Source organism: Neorhizobium populisoli (assembly GCF_019430945.1).
In the GTDB taxonomy this organism is placed as follows: Bacteria; Pseudomonadota; Alphaproteobacteria; order Rhizobiales; family Rhizobiaceae; genus Neorhizobium; species Neorhizobium populisoli.
In genome coordinates this window covers 520,577-539,916 of sequence record NZ_JAHYCB010000005.1, presented here as the reverse complement: position 1 = coordinate 539,916, position 19,340 = coordinate 520,577, and the positions used below count along the sequence as shown (strand labels likewise).

Annotated in this window: 21 protein-coding genes; 14 read left to right on the top strand and 7 right to left on the bottom strand. The window is 61.1% G+C overall.

Translation table 11 applies throughout. The features are described from left to right. Positions 1-363 (top strand): response regulator, encoded by a 363-nt coding sequence (locus KX729_RS16815; protein ID WP_219743609.1) that lies wholly within the window; start codon positions 1-3, stop codon positions 361-363. A gap of 107 nt (positions 364-470) precedes the next feature. Here KX729_RS16815 and KX729_RS16810 read toward each other — a convergent pair whose 3' ends face one another. Both KX729_RS16810 and KX729_RS16805 read right to left on the bottom strand, forming a co-directional pair. Next, the gene (locus KX729_RS16810) at positions 471-1,643 is read right to left on the bottom strand and encodes a sensor domain-containing diguanylate cyclase (RefSeq protein WP_219743608.1); all 1,173 of its coding nucleotides are present in this window, start codon (positions 1,641-1,643) and stop codon (positions 471-473) included. Between the two features lie 85 nt (positions 1,644-1,728). Then, complete coding sequence (locus KX729_RS16805) at positions 1,729-2,658, bottom strand: LysR family transcriptional regulator (RefSeq protein ID WP_219743607.1); 930 nt, start codon at positions 2,656-2,658, stop codon at positions 1,729-1,731. 118 nt (positions 2,659-2,776) lie between these two features. Between KX729_RS16805 and KX729_RS16800 the strand changes: the two genes are divergently transcribed. From KX729_RS16800 to KX729_RS16780, 5 genes are all read left to right on the top strand, one after another. Beyond that, positions 2,777-3,394 (top strand): pyridoxamine 5'-phosphate oxidase family protein, encoded by a 618-nt coding sequence (locus KX729_RS16800; protein WP_219743606.1) that lies wholly within the window; start codon positions 2,777-2,779, stop codon positions 3,392-3,394. Further along, a complete protein-coding gene (locus KX729_RS16795) occupies positions 3,391-3,870 on the top strand; it encodes a nuclear transport factor 2 family protein (protein ID WP_219743605.1) in 480 nt (159 codons plus the stop codon). Before KX729_RS16800 ends, KX729_RS16795 begins: the two co-directional genes overlap by 4 nt. A gap of 148 nt (positions 3,871-4,018) precedes the next feature. After that, a complete protein-coding gene (locus tag KX729_RS16790) occupies positions 4,019-5,098 on the top strand; it encodes an LLM class flavin-dependent oxidoreductase (protein ID WP_219743746.1) in 1,080 nt (359 codons plus the stop codon). 84 nt (positions 5,099-5,182) lie between these two features. Continuing rightward, positions 5,183-5,938, top strand: a complete 756-nt coding sequence (map, locus tag KX729_RS16785) for a type I methionyl aminopeptidase (protein ID WP_219743604.1) — start codon at positions 5,183-5,185, stop codon at positions 5,936-5,938. Between the two features lie 22 nt (positions 5,939-5,960). After that, positions 5,961-6,416, top strand: a complete 456-nt coding sequence (locus KX729_RS16780; protein WP_312991103.1) for a GNAT family N-acetyltransferase — start codon at positions 5,961-5,963, stop codon at positions 6,414-6,416. A gap of 30 nt (positions 6,417-6,446) precedes the next feature. Here KX729_RS16780 and KX729_RS16775 read toward each other — a convergent pair whose 3' ends face one another. Then, on the bottom strand, positions 6,447-6,665 hold the full coding sequence (locus tag KX729_RS16775; RefSeq protein ID WP_219743603.1) for a hypothetical protein: 219 nt from the start codon (positions 6,663-6,665) through the stop codon (positions 6,447-6,449). A 280-nt stretch (positions 6,666-6,945) separates the two neighbouring features. Here KX729_RS16775 and KX729_RS16770 point away from each other — a divergent pair, with 280 nt between their 5' ends. Then, positions 6,946-8,121, top strand: coding sequence for a YbfB/YjiJ family MFS transporter (locus tag KX729_RS16770; RefSeq protein ID WP_219743602.1), 1,176 nt, complete (start codon positions 6,946-6,948; stop codon positions 8,119-8,121). A gap of 195 nt (positions 8,122-8,316) precedes the next feature. Beyond that, positions 8,317-9,615, top strand: a complete 1,299-nt coding sequence (gene sbmA, locus KX729_RS16765; RefSeq protein ID WP_219743601.1) for a peptide antibiotic transporter SbmA — start codon at positions 8,317-8,319, stop codon at positions 9,613-9,615. 372 nt (positions 9,616-9,987) lie between these two features. Here the strand turns inward: sbmA and KX729_RS16760 are convergent, their stop codons facing one another. Continuing rightward, on the bottom strand, positions 9,988-10,983 hold the full coding sequence (locus tag KX729_RS16760; protein WP_246617633.1) for a polysaccharide deacetylase family protein: 996 nt from the start codon (positions 10,981-10,983) through the stop codon (positions 9,988-9,990). A 220-nt stretch (positions 10,984-11,203) separates the two neighbouring features. Between KX729_RS16760 and KX729_RS16755 the strand changes: the two genes are divergently transcribed. The 3 genes from KX729_RS16755 to KX729_RS16745 all read left to right on the top strand — a co-directional run bounded on the left by KX729_RS16755 (position 11,204) and on the right by KX729_RS16745 (position 13,769). Beyond that, a complete protein-coding gene (locus KX729_RS16755; RefSeq protein WP_219743600.1) occupies positions 11,204-11,875 on the top strand; it encodes a tetratricopeptide repeat protein in 672 nt (223 codons plus the stop codon). A gap of 31 nt (positions 11,876-11,906) precedes the next feature. Next, complete coding sequence (der, locus tag KX729_RS16750; RefSeq protein ID WP_219743599.1) at positions 11,907-13,334, top strand: ribosome biogenesis GTPase Der; 1,428 nt, start codon at positions 11,907-11,909, stop codon at positions 13,332-13,334. Between the two features lie 102 nt (positions 13,335-13,436). Next, positions 13,437-13,769 (top strand): hypothetical protein, encoded by a 333-nt coding sequence (locus KX729_RS16745; RefSeq protein WP_219743598.1) that lies wholly within the window; start codon positions 13,437-13,439, stop codon positions 13,767-13,769. Between the two features lie 329 nt (positions 13,770-14,098). Here KX729_RS16745 and KX729_RS16740 read toward each other — a convergent pair whose 3' ends face one another. Then, a complete protein-coding gene (locus KX729_RS16740) occupies positions 14,099-15,163 on the bottom strand; it encodes a glycosyltransferase family 4 protein (RefSeq protein WP_219743597.1) in 1,065 nt (354 codons plus the stop codon). Between the two features lie 174 nt (positions 15,164-15,337). Here KX729_RS16740 and KX729_RS16735 point away from each other — a divergent pair, with 174 nt between their 5' ends. Continuing rightward, complete coding sequence (locus tag KX729_RS16735; RefSeq protein ID WP_219743596.1) at positions 15,338-15,583, top strand: type II toxin-antitoxin system VapB family antitoxin; 246 nt, start codon at positions 15,338-15,340, stop codon at positions 15,581-15,583. Continuing rightward, positions 15,583-16,011: a type II toxin-antitoxin system VapC family toxin gene (locus KX729_RS16730; protein ID WP_376775975.1), complete on the top strand. Its 429-nt coding sequence runs from the start codon at positions 15,583-15,585 to the stop codon at positions 16,009-16,011. Before KX729_RS16735 ends, KX729_RS16730 begins: the two co-directional genes overlap by 1 nt. A gap of 24 nt (positions 16,012-16,035) precedes the next feature. Here the strand turns inward: KX729_RS16730 and KX729_RS16725 are convergent, their stop codons facing one another. Further along, on the bottom strand, positions 16,036-16,950 hold the full coding sequence (locus tag KX729_RS16725; RefSeq protein ID WP_219743594.1) for a sugar kinase: 915 nt from the start codon (positions 16,948-16,950) through the stop codon (positions 16,036-16,038). A 143-nt stretch (positions 16,951-17,093) separates the two neighbouring features. Here KX729_RS16725 and bglA point away from each other — a divergent pair, with 143 nt between their 5' ends. Continuing rightward, on the top strand, positions 17,094-18,755 hold the full coding sequence (bglA, locus tag KX729_RS16720) for a beta-galactosidase BglA (protein WP_219743593.1): 1,662 nt from the start codon (positions 17,094-17,096) through the stop codon (positions 18,753-18,755). A 24-nt stretch (positions 18,756-18,779) separates the two neighbouring features. On the opposite strand, the gene KX729_RS16715 is transcribed toward bglA, so the two are convergent. Next, positions 18,780-19,196, bottom strand: a complete 417-nt coding sequence (locus tag KX729_RS16715) for a GFA family protein (RefSeq protein WP_219743592.1) — start codon at positions 19,194-19,196, stop codon at positions 18,780-18,782. Positions 19,197-19,340 lie beyond the last annotated feature (144 nt).

Genomic DNA, 19,340 nt, shown 5'->3' with positions numbered 1-19,340 from the left:
ATGGCGCTGCGAATCCTGGTCGTCGAGGACGAGATGACGATTGCGCTGATGATCGAGGACATGCTGATTGAACTCGGCCACGAAGTGATCGATCTCGCCATGCGCCTGCCGCAGGCAGAGGATGCGGCGAGCAAGGCGGATTTTGATCTGGCGGTACTCGACGTCAATCTCGACGGCCGAAAGTCCTTTCCCGTGGCCGACATTCTCTCCGGTCGCGGCATACCTTATGTGTTTGCCACCGGCTACGGAGGTGCGGGCCTGGATGCCGCCTATTCCAGCCGTCCGGTACTCACCAAGCCGTTCATGATCGATGATTTGAAGGCGGCGATCGACGCGCTGGTAAAGGGGCGCCTAGCCAATTGAAGGCGCCTCTTTCGGCTGAGGCGGCGCATGAGGCGGCTCGAACGATGAATCCGAAAATATCGCCAGCCCGTTGAAACCAGAGTCTTATTTGGTGGCGGGAATATGCCTCAACCGGTCGCGAGATTGCGGCGGTCGGTGAGCATGGAGACGCGGTTGCGGCCGGAATTCTTGGCTTCGTAGAGTGCCGCATCGGCCTCGGCCATCAGGTCTGCGGTCGTTTTGTGCAGTTCGGCGTCGCGATAGGCGAAACCGATGCTGACCGTGATCTGGCGGTGGACCTTGCGGGGATTGGTCGGATAAAGCGCCTGCACATTGGAGCGGATCAATTCCGCCACGTCGAAGGCGCGGTCTTCGCCGAGATCGGTCAACACGATCGCGAATTCCTCGCCGCCCTGCCGTGCCACGAGGTCGTTCGCCTCCTGGACGCTGCGCTGCAGAGCCTCTGCCACGAGGACGAGGCAGATATCGCCATCGCCATGGCCGAAAGTATCGTTATAGGACTTGAAGTGATCGACATCGACGATCAGCAAGGCGCATCGTCCCGTCGCGCGGCGCATGAAGCCCATCAGCTGGCGGCGGTTGGCAAGGCCGGTCAGCGGATCGGTCAATGTCTGGACGGTCAGGTCGCGATTGACGGCTTCGAGCGCCATGCCGCGCTCGGCGAGCTGTTCCACGAGAAGCCGGTTTTCCTGGGAAAGCCTCAGCGCCAGCACCATCTGCCCGCCCATCGAATAGGCAATGATCAGCAACACCATGCTCAGCAGCGCGGCGGCGACGGAGAGCAACATGCCGTATTCGAGATTGCTGATCGCCAGCCCGTAGGTGAAGGAAAGGAAGATCGGTGTCTGAAAAAGGCAGTAGGCCGGCGTATAGACGATGACGGGGAAGGTGACGCTGACGGCGCCCATGGCGAGGCAGCAGATCACCAGCGCCTGATGTTCGTCGCCATGCTGAAGCAGTATCGCGCCGCCGATGCCCCAGGAGAGGCCGGCGGCGATATAGATGCCTTTGACGAGATGCGACCAGGCGACCGGCGACCAGCTTTTCGGAAGGCCCCAATGGCGCAGCAGGGCGGTTGCCAGATGGAAGAGCGCGACAGTGCTGATGCAGGCAAGCCAGACGATGAGCATGGTCCGGTTTTCCGGCGACCAGTAGGCGATGGAACCGAACGCCGCTCCGAAGATGCTGAGCACGGCCGCAGGCGCGCCCTTGTAGAGTGCATCCATCTGCAGGGCGAGCACATCCGCGTTCCGTAGGCCGTGCTCCGTCACGTCCGTCATCCACCATCCCCTTTTATCCGCGCGCGAAGCTTAAGCCGTCTGTCCTAATATTTGCTTTCGCGGCGCCTGCAGCCGGTGTCGCATTTCAGTGCGAATCATCCCGAGCCGGCGCCAGAATTGCACCGATCCGGCGACGAAGGCGAGGGGCCGCGAAATCCAGGAAGGTCCGCAGTTTGACGGGTGGTATGCCCTGTACCGAATGCAGGAGATAGACCGGCAACGGCGGTGGTTCGAACTCGTCGAGCACGATCTGCAGCAGGCCGTGTCCGACCGCATCGGCAGCCTGATATGAAAGCACGCGCGTGATGCCGACGCCGGCAATGGCCGCATCGAGCGCCGCCTCCGCCGTGTTTACGGCCAGACGGGAAAGGACGGCGACGTCCCGCGGCCGGCCGTTCGGGACCATCGCAAACGTCCAGGGCATTGGCCGCAACACGTCGAGATTGACGGCCGGCCTGCCGGCGAGGTCCTGCGGCGTGGTTGGAATGCCGTGTTGCTCGAAAAAGGCTGGGCTGCCGCAGACCACGCGCCGCAATTCGCCGACCTTCGTCGCCACCATTGCGCTGTCGGGAAGCTTGCCGATCCGGAGCGCGAGGTCGATCTCGTCCTGCATCAGATCCACGTTGCGGTCCGAGAGTGTCAGGCGAATATTGATGTCCGGGTAAAGGGCGAGGAAATCCGTGATGACCGGCAGGATGTGCAGCCGCCCGAAAACGAGCGGCGCGGTGATGACGAGATCGCCTTTCGGGGCGCTTTGCTCGCCGGCCGCCGTGCGTTCGGCTTCGCCCACTTCGTCGAGGATGCGCTTGCAGGCTTCGAAATAGGCTGCGCCTGCATCGGTGAGCGCCAGTCTGCGGGTCGTGCGTGCCAGAAGCCGCGTGCCGAGATGGGCTTCGAGCTCCGCGATCCGGCGGCTGATCGTGGGGAGCGGCACATTGAGCTTGCGGCTTGCGGCCGTGAGGCTGCCGGTTTCCGCTGCCGCGACGAGGATCGACATCGCTTCGAACCGGTCCATGGATTGTCTCGAAATTTGAGAGAATATCTTTCAATTCTATATTATTATATGGAAATCCGAAAGAGACTATATTCTGTCCCAGACATCTGAACGGGATTTGTCTCCCGAGGGAACTCCCATGACCTATACATTTCTCGACATTGCCTCGACGCCGGGCGTCAAGGCCGCGCAGGAAGCAAATGGCAGCCGGGATTATTTCGAGGTTGCCGGCAAGGAGCGGACTTTCGACCGGTTCACGCCGTCGGAAGCGGCCTTCATCGCGGCTCGCGACAGTTTCTATATGGCGACCGTGTCAGAGACCGGCTGGCCTTACGTGCAGCATCGCGGCGGGCCGAAGGGCTTCGTGCAGGTGCTGGACAGCCAGACCTTTGCCGTTGCGGATTTCCGCGGCAATCGCCAGTATATTTCCGTCGGCAATCTCGGCACCAGCGATCGCGTGTCGCTGATCCTGATGGACTATCCGAACCGCGCCCGGTTGAAGATCTTCGCCCATGCGGAGATTTCCACCGATCCGGAGATCATCGCCAAAGTCTCGGTGCCGGGATACCGGGCCAAGGTGGAACGGGCGCTGGTTTTCCGTCTGGACGCCTTCGACTGGAACTGCCCGCAGCACATCACCCCGCGCTTCACCATGGCCGATATCGAAGAGGGCGTTTCGGCGCTACAGCAGAAGATCGCCAGCCTGGAGGCCGAAAACGCCGCTCTCAAGGCAAAGATCAACCAGGAAGGACAATGACAGTGCAGACGACCGATCGCCCACCCTTGCCGCCATTTACAGCAGAAACCGCGGCTCAAAAAGCAAGACTTGCCGAAGACGCGTGGAACAGCCGCGATCCCGCCCGCGTAGCGCTCGCCTATACCGTCGAAAGCGAATGGCGCAACCGCGCCGAATTCGTCAAGGGCAGGGCCGATATCGAGGCGTTCTTGACCCGCAAATGGAACCGGGAGCTGGATTACCGGCTGATCAAGGAGCTGTGGGCATTTCACGAAAACCGGATCGCGGTGCGGTTCGCCTATGAATGGCGCGACGACAGCGGTCAGTGGTTCCGTTCCTATGGCAACGAGAACTGGGAATTCGATGAGCACGGCCTGATGCGCCGCCGGATCGCCAGCATCAACGATGCTCCGATCAAGGAGACGGATCGCAAATTCCGTTGGCCGCTCGGCCGTCGTCCGGACGATCATCCGAGCCTTTCCGACCTCGGTCTTTGACCGGGGAGCCGGCGGGGGAACCTCCAGCGTCGCCGGCTATCCAAAATATCGAACAATTCCTTCGAAAGATTCGCCTTTGTGCGTGCTGCGCCCAATAACTATTTGCAGCGCAGGATGCGATGGGCATCAACGAATGGGTGTTTCGAACATGGAACTCGGGCTGCATACTTTTGGCGACGTCGATGCTTCCGCTCTGAATAAGGGCGCGGAGGGCGCATGCCGCATCAAGAACCTTCTGGAAGAAATCGAGCTTGCCGATCAGGTCGGTTTGGATGTCTTTGGTCTCGGCGAACATCATCGGCCGGACTATGTAATCTCTTCACCCGCAACGGTGCTGGCCGCCGCTGCCGCACGGACCAAGAATATCCGCCTGACCAGCGCCGTGACGGTGCTTTCTTCCGATGACCCCGTTCGGGTCTTCCAGGAATTCTCGACCGTCGACCTCATTTCGAACGGTAGGGCGGAAATCATGGCGGGGCGTGGCTCGTTCATCGAGTCCTATCCGCTGTTCGGCTACGATCTGGGCGACTACGACCAGCTCTTCACCGAGAAGCTGGACCTGTTGCTCGCCATCCGCGATCAGGAAGTCGTGACCTGGGAGGGGCAGACGCGTGCGCCGATCCACGGCCGTGGCGTTTATCCGCGTCCGGTGCAGGATCCGCTGCCGGTGTGGATCGCGGTTGGCGGTACGCCGCAATCGGTCGCTCGCGCCGGCGCCATGGGCCTGCCGCTGGCGGTCGCCATCATCGGTGGGGAATATCCGCGGTTTGCGCCCTTCTTCAATCTCTATCGCGAGGCGGCCCGTCGCGCGGGACATGATCCGGCGACATTGAAGACCAGCATCAACGTGCATGGCTTCATCGCCGATACGACGGAGGCCGCTGCCGACCAATTTTATGGTCCGCAGGCCGAGGTGATGAACCGCATCGGCCGCGAGCGCGGCTGGGGACCGACCAACCGGGCGCATTTCGACCAGTCCCGCAGCCCGCTCGGCAATCTTTTCCTCGGCGATCCCGAACTGGTGGCCGAAAAGATCGTCGCGGCCCACAAGGTGTTCGGCATGGACCGGTTCCTCTTGCAGATGGCGATCGGGCCGATGCCGCATGATCAGGTCATGCGCGGCATCGAACTTTACGGCACCAGGGTGGCACCGATCGTCAGAAAAGAGCTCGGTCTCGCCAAAAAGGAATTGACGGACCCGGTGGATGGCGCGAAACCGGCTGCCTGAATATGTGACAGCAATTCCGGCGAAGATGCGCCGTGGTTTGCGTCCGGAATTGCTTCAAGAACCGAAGACAGAACGGCAGATTTCATGGTTATTTCCACCGAATACGAACTGGCGAAGCTGAAGGATATCGGCAAGCTTTGCGCGCAGGCGATGGACAACATGGCGAAAGCGCTCGAACCGGGGATCACCACCCGCGAGCTGGACGATATCGGCCGCAAGGTTCTGGAGGACAACGGAGCGCAGTCGGCGCCGGAGCTTTGCTACCAGTTTCCGGCGGCGACCTGCATCAGCGTCAACGAGGAAGTGGCGCACGGCATTCCGGGCGATCGGGTGATCAAGGCGGGCGACCTCGTCAATATCGACGTTTCGGCGATGAAGGACGGCTTTTTCGGCGATACCGGCGCATCCTACGCGGTGCCGCCGGTCAAGCGCGAGATCGAGAAGCTGTGCCGCGACGGCCGCCGCGCGCTGTGGACCGGCCTGCAGCAGGTCAGGCCCGGCAAGCCGCTCGCCGGCATCGGCAACGCGATCGGCACTTTCGCCAAGAAGAACCGCTATACGCTGATCACCAATCTCTCAAGCCACGGCATCGGCCTGACCCTGCATGACGAGCCGACGGAAATTCCAACCTGGCCGGACAAGAGCGAGCGGCGGACGATGCAAGAGGGGCTGGTCTTTACCATCGAGCCCTTCCTGTCTCTCGGCGCCGAATGGGCCGAGGACGGCGGCAATGGCGACGTTTGGACGCTTTACAGCGATCCGCGGGCGCCGACCGTGCAATACGAACACACGATCGTCGCGACCCGGAATGGACCGGTCATCCTGACGCTGGTGGATTGACGGATCTGCGAAAGGCAGGCGGATGAAAATTCGAACGGCTGAACGCGGCGACGCTGCTGCCATCAGCGAAATGCTGCAGCTGCTCGTGGCCGCCGGAAAGCGCAAATCGCCGGCAGACGAAGCCTATGTACTGAGCCATTATGTGGAGCGCCCCGGCAGCATACGCTGCTCGCTGGCCGTCGACGACGACGGCAGCCTGCTCGGTTTCCAGTCTCTGGTCATGGCAACGGAAGACAATCCCTATGGCACGCCGGTCGGCTGGGGCATTATCGGCACGCATGTATCGCCGCTGGCGGCCCGGCGTGGCGTCGGATCGCGTCTGTTCGAGGTCACGAGCGTGGCTGCGGCCGATGCTGGACTTGAAGCGATCGAAGCCTTTATCGGTGAAAGCAACCTCGAAGCTCAGGCCTATACGAAAAGATGGGTTTCCGGACCTACCGGCTGGCGCCGGGGACAGTCTGCAAGGCATACTGGCTGACCGGCGACAAAGGTCCGGATGCTGCTCGGATCAGCTGAGCGTCTTTGCCTTCTGCGTTGCCGCATCGGCGCTGCGATAGAAGGCTTCGACGCGCTCTTCGTGCAGATGCGCGAGGAGCTGGCGGCTATGGACCCGCGAGGCGCTTTCCATCAGCTGGGCGAAGGCCGCATAACCCACGGCATCAGCCCGTCGAAGCTGTGCGATCAACGGATCGACGAGCACTTCCGAAATGGTCAGGTCCTGGTCCATGGTTTGTCCTCCGCCGTCCTTGATTGACGACGCAGGAAAAGTGCTCTTCATTCGTGTCAGCAACAAGACGAAAGTCGTACTGCATTGCATCAATTCGTTGCGGCAGTTGCGTGATCGGGGCGTGATTGCGGCGCGCTGGGCCTTAATTTGATTCTCTATCAGTTTCAGAGACTTGCCGGCCGTCGAAAATCCCGTTTCGGGACAGAGACATCAGCCCCGTTCATCGCAGCAATGACAATTCCTCATTTGTCGCGGCGCAATGCGGCTGCGATAAAAGGCCATGCTTCAGATGAACACCGGCTTTTCCAGCCGCCCCCTGCTGATCGGTTTTGCCGGCGCCATTTCCATGGCCGCCGCGATGGGTTTCGGGCGCTTTTTCTACACGCCGATCCTGCCCGGCATGATCGCCGGTATTCCGCTTTCAGCGGCCGATGCCGGTTATATCGCAGCCGGCAATTTCGCAGGCTATCTGGCCGGCGCCATTCTTTCCGCCTATGGCTGGGCGGCGGGGCGGGAGCGGAATGTGGCGCTTGCGGGACTGCTTGCGACCGCTATCCTGCTTGCGGCCATGGCGGCCACGACATCGGTCGTTGCCTTTACCATCATCCGTTTCCTGGCGGGCGTCGCGAGCGCGCTGGCAATGATCTTCACGTCGTCGATCGTGCTGCCTTATGCGGTCGGCCGCGATAACGTTAACGTCCTGCATTTTGGCGGCGTCGGGCTTGGGATCGCGCTTTCTTCGGCACTGGTCCTGCTGGTCAACGACGTGGCCGGCGATGCGGCGCACGGCTGGCGTTTCAACTGGCTGGCGGGGGCGGCGATCGTGCTTGTCGTTGCCGGGATCGTCGCCTGGCTTCTGCCTCGGCAGACGCTCGGCACGGGAGCGGTCGTCGAGCCGCCGTTGAAGTGGAAGATGCCGCTGACGCTGCTGATCCTGTCCTACGGCCTGTTCGGCTTCGGTTATGTGATCACCGCGACCTTTCTCGTCACCATCGCGCGGATGGGCGATGCCGGGCCTGTCGTCGAATTCCTCGCATGGTTTCTGACGGGTACCGCAGCGGCGGTGTCGCTGCTGCTCTGGCGGCCCGTGGTTCGCCGTTTCGGGCTCGGCCAAGCCTATGTGGCAGCGCTCGGCCTGCAGGCGGTCGGGGTGCTTGGTTCCGTGGAGCTGCCGCCGACGCCGGGGGCGCTTTTCGGCGGGCTGCTGCTAGGCGCGACCTTCATGGTCGTCACCGCCTACGGCCTGCAGATCGGCCGGAAACTCTCACCCGAAAGCCCGCGCCGGGCGCTTGCCGTGATGACGGCCGCTTTCGGCACCGGCCAGATCATCGGCCCGCTGGGCGCCGGCTGGCTCGCCCAGGGCAGCGGCAGTTTCGCTCTGCCGACCGTGATCGCCGCGGCGGCGCTTCTGGTTTGCGTGGTTCTGGCACTGCCGGTTTTGCGACACGCCAAGTGATCCCGAAGTTTGCGCTTCGTCAAACCGCGCCATGAAACTGGCCCGCGATCGCAAAATCCCGTGCTTACAAATGCGTAACAATGGCGTGCGGCCATTGCTGCTCCCTTGGAACTGCCTTAGTTTCCGGTTCAATAGTCGTGCGCGACTCCCAATCGCATGCGCAAGCACACTCGAACTCAGGAAAGCTCAAGCTCCGTGTTCCATTCCTTCTTCCCTCGACCGAAACTGTTCTTCATCTCAGCATTCGTTTGGAGCATTCTGGTCGTCGCCTCGTGGTATGCGGGTGGCAACGCTCTAGGGACTGTGATCGGTCTATCGCCCCTGCCGCCTGGTGAGGAGGCGCCGATTGGCGTTTCGCTGTTCTGGTCCGCACCGTTCATCTGGTTCTACATTTACTACGCGGTTGCAGTTGGTCTTTTTGCGGGCTTCTGGTTCAAGTTTTCACCGCATCCCTGGCAAAACTGGTCGATCCTGGGTACTGCCCTCATTATCTTTGCGACCTATTTTTCGGTTCAGGTGAATGTCGCTCTGAACGCCTGGTACGGGCCTTATTTCGACCTCGTGCAGAAAGCCATGCAGCAGGCCATGCCGCAGGCCACCCCCCCCGCGGATCCGGTGACGGCCGAACAACTTTACCTGGGCCTTCTCGGTGTGACTGGGATTCTTTTTCTGGCCGTCACGGTCGGTGTGCTCAACCTGTTCTTTGTCAGCCACTACATTTTCCGCTGGCGCACGGCGATGAACAACTTCTACATGGCGAATTGGTCGAAGCTCCGCCATATCGAAGGCGCTTCGCAGCGCGTGCAGGAAGACACGATGCGATTTTCCTCGACCATGGAAAGCCTCGGGGTTGGTTTCGTGCGAGCCCTCATGACGCTGATTGCCTTCATGCCGGTGCTGTTTACCTTTTCCGATAAAATCAACACGCTGCCCATCATCGGCGAAGTTCCGCATGCGCTGGTTTGGGCGGCTGTGCTCTGGGCTTTATTCGGCACCGCTTTCCTGGCGCTGGTCGGAATCAAACTGCCGGGTCTCGAATTTCGCAATCAGCGTGTTGAGGCTGCTCTTCGCAAAGAGCTTGTCTATGGCGAAGATCATGCTGATCGGGCCGAGCCAGCGACGGTGGCGGAGCTTTTTGACAACGTGAGGAAAAGTTACTTCCGGCTTTATTTCCACTACCTCTATTTCAATATTGCCCGGATCTTTTACCTACAGGCCGATAACCTCTACAGCCTGATCGTGCTGATCCCCTCGCTTGCTGCGGGCAAGGTTACCTTGGGCCTTTATCAGCAGGTCGGAAATGTTTTCGACCAGGTTCGTGGATCCTTTCAGTACCTGATCAATGCGTGGCCTACGATCGTTGAATTGATGTCCATCTACAAGCGCCTCCAGGCATTCGAGGCGACGCTCAACGACCAGCCCCTGCCGTCGATTGATCAGCGTTACCTCGAGCGTGAGGAAACCGACGGAGAGATGTCTGCCAACAAGCCTTAATCTCTTTCGACAAACACGTCTGGCCGCGCCGGGATGTCAGTCCGGCGCGGTTTTGTTTTGGGAGTGAGGCAGGCGGGGTATTTCGGGTGTTGGGTGTTCAGGCTGTCCGCCTGCCTCGACCGGTTCCTGCGGTCTTCCGAGAGTTGTCAGTTCTCGCTCACCACATTCACGGCCATCATCGAAAACCGAAGTTCGACAATCCGGGAGGATGCCGGTTCGCGAACCCGGTTTCCCATTCGATGACGGGAGGATTATTCTCTGTTCTGTGGGGGCGGGGATAAACAGGGCGTCGCGTGGGAGACAAGGTATTGAAGTATCGAACGAAAATCTTCGACCGGTACCTTGAACGTCCCCATTAGGAAGGCGAGAGCCTTACAGCCCTGACGCTTCCTGTCGTTTCTCCCGCTCCTTCAGCATGCTGATCGCCTCATTGTAACTGACGCAGGCGACATCCTGCATGCCGCAGACTTCCGTCACCAGCCGCTCCATCGCGCGCCAATAGGCGCCAGTGTTCATTTCGACGAAATGCAGGCCGATCTGCAGGGGGATGCGGTCGCCGGCGTATTGCTTGTCGAACGCGGCGCGGAAGGCGGTGTAGGCGCGGGATTCGAATTCGGCCGACTGGCTCGGGTTGTCTAGGCCGGCGGAATGGCGGATGAAAAGGTTGTAGTCCATGGCGATGATCGGCCGGTTGGAGGGGCCTTCGGGGATCAGGGGCAGGCCGAAGCGGATCAGCCCGTCCTTTTTCTCCGGCATCATCGGGCCTTTGGTGACGAGGCTCGCGTCATAACGAACGCCGGCCTGCTTTTCCGCCTCTACCAGGCCGGGGCTGGTCGAGAAATATGGTGCGCGAAAACCGTTGATGCCGTTTGCGACGAAATCCTTCCAGCCGGCGGGCTCCTGTTCGCCGACGCCATTGGCCTTCCATGCATCGGTCAGCACGCTGTGAAAGGTCTTGAATTCGGCGCTCCAGTCGGCCGCCGTCCAGTCCTTGCCGTCGAAATGGCCGCAGGTGTGGCTGGAAATGTCGTGCCCCTCCAGATGCGCCTGCCAGATATGCCCCAGCCGTCCCTGAACCTCGGCAGCACTCTGGGCAAAGCCGATATTCGACTTGCCGGGCTTCTGCCCCGGCCCCTGATAGGATTTCGCATTGGTGCGCTGGATGACCAGCGTGCAGGATAGGAAGTAGGTAAAATGCGCGTTTACCCGCTTTGCGAGGTCGCGGCTGCGCTGCCAGAGCTGGTTTGGGCCGGCACCGTCGAAGGAAATCATCACCAGCTGTTTCGGCTTGTCGGCTGCCTGCACTGTCGAGCCTGACGCGAGACAGAGGGCGAGGGACAGCGATAGCGGGCGGGCAAGCGGATGCATATGAGGAACCTGAATCACATGGAGAACAAGCCGGTGTTGTCAGCGGCGAATAAGGCGAAGCTTGGGTAAGCCGCACGAAAGCGTGAATGTTAGCGGCCGTGTGTTAACGAACTTATCGGGATTGTCCGCCGCAGATTCGCGTGAGGGGCCTTACATCTCAGGGAAAATAGGCTATTAGGCGCATTCTTATATAGATTGGCCGCTCGGGCCGGAGACTTTGATGGCGAATAGTGACGACAGCTTTATCCGCGAGGTAAACGAGGAACTGCGTTCCGACCAGGTGAAATACGCCTGGAAGCGCTTCCGGCCGCTGGTGATCGGGCTCGTGGTGCTGATTGTCGGCGGGGCGATTGGCCGTGAAACCTACAATTGGTGGGCCAAGAACAATTCGTCCGCTTCGGGCGACAAGTTCCTGGCTGCTCTGCAGCTTGCCGAGCAGAACAAGAACGACGAGGCGCTTGCCGCTTTCGCTGCGCTGGAAAAGGACGGCACGGGCGCCTATCCAGTGCTGGCCAAGATGCGTGCCGCTTCCATCCAGCAGGCCAAGGGCGATGCGGCCGGCGCGATCGCCGCCTTCTCCGCCATCGGCAAGGATAACGGCGCGCCGCAGGCGATGCGTGACCTCGCCAAGATGCGCGCCGCCTGGCTGATGATCGATACCGCAACCTACGAGCAGGTTTCCGCCGAGGTGGAAGTCATGGCCGTGCCGGCCAATCCGCTTGCCAACTCAGCGCGTGAGGCGCTCGGTCTCTCGGCCTACAAGTCCGGCGACATGAAGAAGGCGAAGGACTGGTTCCAGCAGATCGCCAACGATGCCGGCGCGCCGCGCAACGTCGCCAACCGCGCGCAGATCATGCTCGATAACATTGCCGCCACCGGCAAGGCGTCCTGACGCCTGGCCGAACGGGATTTAAGGAAACAGGATGAGCTTCACCGTCGCCATCGTCGGGCGCCCCAATGTCGGAAAGTCCACGCTGTTCAACCGTCTGGTTGGAAAGAAGCTGGCGCTTGTCGACGACACACCGGGGGTTACCCGCGACCGTCGCCCGGGCGACGCCAAGCTCGTCGATCTGCGTTTCACCATCATCGACACGGCAGGCCTGGAAGAGGCCGGGGCGGACACGCTCGAAGGCCGTATGCGCGCCCAGACGGAAGCGGCGATCGACGAAGCGGAACTGACGCTTTTCGTGGTCGATGCCAAGTCGGGCCTGACGCCGCTCGACAAGACATTCGGCGAGCTTCTGCGCCGCAGCGGCAAGCCGGTCGTGCTGGTCGCTAACAAGTCCGAAGCGCGCGGTTCGGACGGCGGTTTCTATGACGCTTACACGCTCGGTCTTGGCGAACCGGTGCCGATCTCGGCCGAACACGGTCAAGGCATGATCGACCTGCGTGACGCGATCGTCGAGGCGATCGGCAAGGATCGCGCCTTTCCCGAAGACGGCGAGGACGAGGCCGAAACGAATATCGACGTTCGCGACTCGGTGATCGGCGACGAGGCCGACGAAATCGAGCCGGAATATGACGAAACCAAACCGCTTCGCGTCGCCATTATTGGACGCCCGAATGCCGGCAAGTCGACGCTGATCAATCGCTTTCTTGGCGAGGACCGGCTGCTGACTGGTCCGGAAGCCGGGATCACGCGCGATTCGATTTCGGTCGAATGGGACTGGCGCGGCCGCACGATCAAGATGTTCGACACGGCCGGCATGCGCCGCAAGGCGCGCGTCCAGGAAAAGCTCGAAAAGCTGTCCGTCGCCGACTCGCTGCGCTCGATCCGCTTTGCGGAAACGGTGGTAATCGTTTTCGATGCGACGATCCCGTTCGAGAAGCAGGATCTGCAGCTCGTCGACCTGGTGCTGCGCGAAGGCCGCGCCGCCGTGCTTGCCTTCAACAAGTGGGATTTGGTCGAAGATCCGCAGGCGGTGCTGGCCGATCTGCGCGAAAAGACCGAACGGTTGCTGCCGCAGGCGCGCGGCATTCGCGCTGTGCCGATTTCCGGCCAGACGGGCTACGGGCTCGACCGGCTGATGCAGAACATTATCGACACCGACAAGGTGTGGAACAAGCGTATCTCGACCGCGCGGCTCAACCGTTGGCTCGACAGCGTCCAGACCCAGCATCCGCCACCGGCTGTTTCCGGCCGCCGGCTGAAGCTCAAATACATGACCCAGGTCAAGGCGCGTCCGCCGGCCTTCATGGTCTCCTGTACGCGGCCGGATGCCCTGCCGGAAAGTTATGTGCGCTATTTGACCAACGGATTGCGCGCCGATTTCGAGATCCCGGGCGTGCCGATCCGCATCCATTTCAAGGCGGGTGAGAACCCGTTCGAAGGACGCAAGAAAAAGCGCTGAGTTTCATCCGGCAGATGTCATTATCTGCCGGAATTCTAATCTGATAAGACGCCATTAACCATTTGGTGGTCTTGTCGGCGGGCTCAAACACGAGAGTCCATCATGGTCAGCGCCGTTTCCTCCTCTGCCGCATCCACGCTTCTCGGATCGGTTTCCTCGACATCATCCTCGTCGTCGAGTGCATCGGATGTCGAGGCGCAGATCGCTGCCAAGAAGGCCGAGCTCGCTCAATCGAAGGACGAGGCAGCGAAGCAATCGCTTCAGAGCGAGATCGATGCGCTCGAAGCGCAGCTGGAGAAGCTGGATGCCGCCAAATCCGGTGGCCAGGCAGCACCTGCCGGCGGCACTGCCCAGCTTTCCGGCGAAAGCGACCGGATCGGTTCGGGCAATCTTTCCGACCAAGTCGAATTTGGCGATCGCTACCTCTACGTCTGAACTGACGGCTTTTTATCGCGAGCGTATTTGCAAAAGCGTGCGGCTGAGTTTCGCTGCAGGATAGCGCGTGCCTTCCATCCTGCTATTTCTCTCATCGTTTCCCGGTAACCGTGGTGCAAACGCGCATGCGGCATTGATTTTGTTCACTCGACGTGTTCGAGTGCGGCATTAAAGCGCGGTCGGGAGCCGCGTCGGGAGGAAAATTTCATGATCATTGCCGGTCTCGTGGCATCCATCTGTCTTGGCGCCAGCTGCGTCGCGTTCTTCGTCTGGCGTGACAGCAAGCTCGGATAGGCCGGAATAACCATTTTTCCATCGTTGCCGAGATCTTAGACCGTCGAAGGCCGGATGCGTTTTGCCGGGTTCGGCAGTGCCGTTCTGCGGCCCTGCGCGATCATCACATTGTTCAGGAACTGTTTCGACGCTGCTTCCCAGGTGAAGTTGCGGGCCAGCTTGCGCGCGTTGTCGCGAGAGCAATCGAGCGCCGTAAGGCAGGCTTCGCGCAGGTCGTCGTTGAGCGCACCGGCGCCCGATCCCTCTTCGATGATATCGACCGGTCCGGTGACCGGATAGGCTGCAACCGGCACGCCGCTCGCCAGCGCTTCGAGGATCGTATTGCCGAACGTGTCGGTCTTCGACGGGAAGACGAAAACATCCGCCTGGGCGTAGGCGCGTGCAAGATCCTCGCCGGTCTTCATGCCGGTGAAGAGTACATTCGGATAACGCTTCTGCAGGTCGGCACGGGCGGGGCCGTCGCCGACGACGACCTTGGAGCCGGGCAGATCGAGGTCGAGGAAGGCCGGCAGGTTCTTTTCCACTGCGACGCGGCCGACTGTCATGAAGATCGGACGCGGCAGGTCAAACGGGCGCTCGTCGAGTTCCATCGGATGAAAGACCGTCTGGTCGATACCGCGGCTCCAGCGGAGCAGGTTCTTGATGCCGAGTTTGGACAGTTCACGCTCCAGGCTGCCGGTCGCCACCATGCAGCCGTTGCCGGCATTGTGGAACCAGCGGACGAAGGCCTGCAGCCAGCGGATCGGCACCGGCAGGCGGGCCGCGACATATTCCGGGAAGCGGGTATGGTAGCTGGTCGAAAAGGCGATGTTGTTCTTGACGCACCAGCGGCGGGCGAGAAGCCCGAGCGGGCCTTCGGTGGCGATATGCACCGCCGTCGGCTGCGAAGCCTCGATCGCGGCGGCCACGTGGCCGTAGGTGGTGACCGAAAGGCGGATTTCTGGATAGGTGGGGCAGGGGACGCTGTGAAACTCCTGCGGCGTCACCATGACCACGTCGACGCCCATGGTGGCCAGTTCGCGATTGGTGTTCTCGATCGAGCGGACGACACCGTTCACTTGAGGATACCAGGCATCCGTGACGATGGTGATTCTGGTCATGCGACGAACCGAGCCTCGTTACCGCCCGCTGGCGACTCGCGCCTTCAGAAGCGTTTTCAGCCTTCTATGAGAAAAGTTTGTAACAGGAAGATGATGAAGTAGGGCGCAGCTCATCCAGCGATGTTGTTGACTGGCCGGGCTCGTGATATCTCAACTCGCCACAGGAGATATCACATGCCTCTTTTCGTACGCGACGAAGAAATCGCCGAAATGACGATAGAGCTCCAGCAGCTGTTACGAGCGCCGACCAAGACTGAGGCTTTACGCGTGGCGCTTCGGCATGAACTGGAGCGCGCGAGGAGCGCTGTGCCAGTTCGCGAGCGTCTGGCGAAGGCGCGAGCGATGGCTGACGCGATTGGTCCGTCCAGTCCGAATTTCGATCAGAAGGCTTTTTCCGACGAACTCTGGGATGATCTTTGATGTTTCTCGATGCCTCGGTGATCGTCGCAATCCTGAAGCCGGAAGAGGATGCCGATCAGTGGATGGCCCGCCTCGATGACGTCCGCGGGCAATTCTATGTCTCGCCGATGGTAAGGATGGAGGCCAGCCTTTCGCTGGCACGCGCGAAGGCCGAAGCAACTCGCAAAGACAGCCGACCGACTGCCGATATTTTGCTTCAGGCGGGAGCGGCAGTCGATCAGTTTATCGAAGCGCTGGCAGCCGAAGAGGTTTCGATATCACCCGAAATCGGTCTGGCAGCGCGCCACGTCGCCATGCGCTATGGCAAGCTTGTTGGGCACAAGGCAAAGCTCAATCTCGGTGATTGCTTCACCTATGCCTGTGCTGCAAGCGTTGGGCAGAAGATCGCGTACAAGGGCGAGGATTTCATACACACCGATATGGCGTAGTTCGGGGGCGCTTGTGGCAGTTGTTTACTGCGGCAAAAGCTCCGGGTTGATCAGCGCACCATGGTGGCCGATCACCACCGATGCGACCGAAGCGCCGTAGGCCGCGGCTTCGGCGGGGGGGGCGCCGCGCACGAGGCGAGAGAGAAAACCCCCATTGAAGCTGTCGCCGGCGCTGGTGGTATCCACCACCTGGGCCGTTTTGACTGCCGGAGCGTGGGTAGCCGCCGTGCCGCCGAAGCTCAGGGTCGCGCCTTCCGCGCCATTCTTGACGACGACGTTCTCGACGCCGAGCGCATGATAACGAGCGATGGTCTCGGCAACCGTCTTGTCGCCGAAATGGGTGGTTTCGTCGTCGAAGCTCGGCAGGACGAGCGTGGCGGCACGAGCGCCGTCTTCGATCGTCTTCAGCATGTAATCCTTGTTGGGCCACAGCCGCGGGCGGATGTTCGGGTCGAAGGCAACCGTCTTGCCGGCGGCCTTGGCGCGGCGCAGTTCCGAGAGCAGCGTCTCGACCGCTTCCGGTGCCAGGATGCCAAGCGTGATGCCGGAGAAATAAACGATGTCGGCGGTCTCCACCGCGGTGCGCAGATGATCGGCGTCGTCGGCGAGCTTCTTGGCGGCGGCGGTATCGCGCCAGTAGCTGAATGTGCGTTCGCCGTTTTTCAGGGTGATCAGGTAAAGGCCAGGCGTCTTGCCTGCGATGCGGCGGATATGGCCAGTGCCGATGCCTGCACCCTGCATCATCTCCAGCATTTCGGAAGACAGCGGATCATCACCGACGGCGGTGAAATAATCGACCGACCAATCATCGGGCAGGCAGGCGCGGGCATACCAGGCGGTGTTGAGCGTATCGCCGGCAAAGCCCTTGCGCAGCAGGCCTTCGCCGGCCTGCGACAGTTCCACCATGCATTCGCCGATCGAAAGAAGCTTTCCGCCCAATGACATTCCTCCAGTGCTTGCCAAAATCGCATAGGCCGAAGCGAAGCCCGTGACAAGGGCGTGTCATGCCTTGTTTTTGCGTTGTCTTTTAATGTTCCGGCTCTAGGTTGGGCTTGGAACAAAAGAGGCAAGGAGAGTCGAACATGGCGACGCAAGCGGCAAAGGCGGCCAAGGCTGACGTTGATGCGAACTGGTGGCGCGGCGCGGTGATCTATCAGATCTATCCGCGGTCCTTCCAGGATACGACCGGCGACGGGCTCGGCGATATCAAGGGCATTACCCAGCGCCTGCCGCATGTCGCTTCGCTCGGTGTCGACGCCATCTGGCTGTCGCCCTTCTTCACCTCGCCGATGGCCGACATGGGCTATGACGTTTCGGATTATTGCAACGTCGATCCGATGTTCGGCACGCTCGAGGATTTCGACGAGATGATGCAGGAGGCGCACCGCCTCGGCCTCAAGGTGATCATTGACCAGGTCATCTCGCACACATCCGACCGGCACCCGTGGTTCGTGGAAAGCCGGGCGAGCCGCACCAATCCCAAGGCCGACTGGTATGTCTGGGCCGATCCGAAGCCGGACGGCACGGCGCCGACCAACTGGCTGTCGATCTTTGGCGGTCCGGGCTGGGAATGGGATGGCGTGCGTAAGCAATATTACATGCACAACTTCCTGATCTCGCAGCCGGATCTCAACTTCCACAATCCGGAAGTGCAGGACGCGGTGCTGGATGCCGTGAAATTCTGGATGGACCGCGGCGTCGACGGTTTCCGGCTCGATACCGTGAATTACTATTTCCACGACAAGCAGCTACGCAGCAATCCGCCGATGGTCTACGACACCGAAGGCGCGGGCATGGAGACGGACACCAATCCCTATTCCATGCAGAACCATCTCTACGACAAGACCCAGCCGGAAAATATCGGCTTTCTGAAGCGGCTGCGCGCGCTGCTCGATACCTATGAGGGCAGGGCGACGGTCGGTGAAGTGGGCGACGGTCCGCGATCCTTGTCGACGCTGGCGCTCTATACGACCGGCAATGACAAGCTGCATATGTGCTACACGTTCGACTTCCTCGGACCGGCCTTCGATGCGGGCTATATCCGCAAGGTGATGACGACGGTGGCCGACACGGTTTCGAACGGCTGGGTCTGCTGGGCGTTTTCCAACCACGACGTCATCCGCCATGTGACCCGGTTCATCGAGACGCCGGACGAGCAGGATCACGTTGCGAAGCTGTCGATCACGCTGCTTTCCGTGCTGCGCGGCTCGATCTGCCTTTACCAGGGCGAGGAGCTTGGCTTGACGGAAGCGGAGCTTTCGTTCGAGGATCTGCGCGATCCTTACGGTATTCGCTTCTGGCCGGCCTTCAAGGGGCGCGACGGATGCCGCACGCCGATGGTGTGGGACGCAAACGAGCCGCATGCGGGCTTTACGACCGGTTCCAAGACATGGCTGCCGGTGCCGAGCAATCACGCCAACCGCGCCGTCGATGCGCAGGAGGGCGTGTCCGGCTCCGTGCTGGAGCACTATCGGGCGGCGCTCGCCTTCCGCAAGGCGCACCCGCCGCTGATCGACGGCGACATGACCTTCCTCGATACCAATCAGGACCTGCTCGCCTTCGTGCGCGAGAAGGGCGGCGAAAAGCTGCTATTCGTCTTCAACCTGACCCGCCAAGCACAGGATTTTACCCTGCCGAAACGGCTCGGCGAAATTCTGCCGGTCAACCTGCCGGGCTTCGTGTCGAAGATGGAAAAGGGAGCCGTGAAACTCGATGCGCTGGACGTGTTCTGCGCCCGGGTTTGATGCATCTTGATGTGAGGCGGGCGCTCAGCCCGCCGGTGGCATGCGAGCAAACTTCGTTGACGTCGGATCGACATGGTCCCAGGCCCAGGCCGCATCGGTCCAGACGACCATGTTCGGCTGGTAGCGCTCGGGTTCGTCCAGGCTCGCGGCGCGGATGACGAAATAGTCGGGCGCGGCGGGAAAGGACATGTAGACCGGCGAGCCGCAGGTAGGGCAGAAGGCGCGGCGCTTGACCGTGCCGCCGTCGCCGGTCGCTTCCCAGCAGGTCGGTTGGCCTTCGAGTTTCACCTCTGCATTGGCGAAGGTGAGGTGGGAGGCGTGGCCGGTGCCGCTCTCCCGCTGGCACTGGCGGCATTGGCAATCCAGCATGGCGATGGGTTCGCCTGAGACTTGGTAGCGCACAGCGCCGCAGGCGCAGCCGCCTGTGAAGGGTCTGGTCATGAAGTTTCTCCGAGGGTTTTATTGATCTCCTTTCTCCCCCCTTGCGGGGGGAGATGTCGCCAGAGGCGACAGAGGGGGGTGGTTCAGCGCTTTCTAACGTCGAGTATGTGGCACCACCCCCATCTGTCAGCTCCGCTGACATCT

Excerpts from the sequence above, each read along its gene's own strand:
- KX729_RS16780 (WP_312991103.1), top strand. The coding sequence starts at position 5,961 with ATGAAAATTCGAACGGCTGAACGCGGCGACGCTGCTGCCATCAGCGAA.
- KX729_RS16715 (WP_219743592.1), bottom strand. The coding sequence starts at position 19,196 with ATGACCAGACCCTTCACAGGCGGCTGCGCCTGCGGCGCTGTGCGCTAC.
- KX729_RS16810 (WP_219743608.1), bottom strand. The coding sequence starts at position 1,643 with ATGACGGACGTGACGGAGCACGGCCTACGGAACGCGGATGTGCTCGCC.
- der (WP_219743599.1), top strand. The coding sequence starts at position 11,907 with ATGAGCTTCACCGTCGCCATCGTCGGGCGCCCCAATGTCGGAAAGTCC.
- KX729_RS16795 (WP_219743605.1), top strand. The coding sequence starts at position 3,391 with ATGACAGTGCAGACGACCGATCGCCCACCCTTGCCGCCATTTACAGCA.
- KX729_RS16740 (WP_219743597.1), bottom strand. The coding sequence starts at position 15,163 with ATGACCAGAATCACCATCGTCACGGATGCCTGGTATCCTCAAGTGAAC.
- KX729_RS16815 (WP_219743609.1), top strand. The coding sequence starts at position 1 with ATGGCGCTGCGAATCCTGGTCGTCGAGGACGAGATGACGATTGCGCTG.
- bglA (WP_219743593.1), top strand. The coding sequence starts at position 17,094 with ATGGCGACGCAAGCGGCAAAGGCGGCCAAGGCTGACGTTGATGCGAAC.
- KX729_RS16745 (WP_219743598.1), top strand. The coding sequence starts at position 13,437 with ATGGTCAGCGCCGTTTCCTCCTCTGCCGCATCCACGCTTCTCGGATCG.
- KX729_RS16800 (WP_219743606.1), top strand. The coding sequence starts at position 2,777 with ATGACCTATACATTTCTCGACATTGCCTCGACGCCGGGCGTCAAGGCC.
- KX729_RS16775 (WP_219743603.1), bottom strand. The coding sequence starts at position 6,665 with ATGGACCAGGACCTGACCATTTCGGAAGTGCTCGTCGATCCGTTGATC.
- KX729_RS16755 (WP_219743600.1), top strand. The coding sequence starts at position 11,204 with ATGGCGAATAGTGACGACAGCTTTATCCGCGAGGTAAACGAGGAACTG.
- KX729_RS16805 (WP_219743607.1), bottom strand. The coding sequence starts at position 2,658 with ATGGACCGGTTCGAAGCGATGTCGATCCTCGTCGCGGCAGCGGAAACC.
- KX729_RS16760 (WP_246617633.1), bottom strand. The coding sequence starts at position 10,983 with ATGCATCCGCTTGCCCGCCCGCTATCGCTGTCCCTCGCCCTCTGTCTC.
- KX729_RS16790 (WP_219743746.1), top strand. The coding sequence starts at position 4,019 with ATGGAACTCGGGCTGCATACTTTTGGCGACGTCGATGCTTCCGCTCTG.
- KX729_RS16735 (WP_219743596.1), top strand. The coding sequence starts at position 15,338 with ATGCCTCTTTTCGTACGCGACGAAGAAATCGCCGAAATGACGATAGAG.
- KX729_RS16770 (WP_219743602.1), top strand. The coding sequence starts at position 6,946 with ATGCTTCAGATGAACACCGGCTTTTCCAGCCGCCCCCTGCTGATCGGT.
- KX729_RS16730 (WP_376775975.1), top strand. The coding sequence starts at position 15,583 with ATGTTTCTCGATGCCTCGGTGATCGTCGCAATCCTGAAGCCGGAAGAG.
- map (WP_219743604.1), top strand. The coding sequence starts at position 5,183 with ATGGTTATTTCCACCGAATACGAACTGGCGAAGCTGAAGGATATCGGC.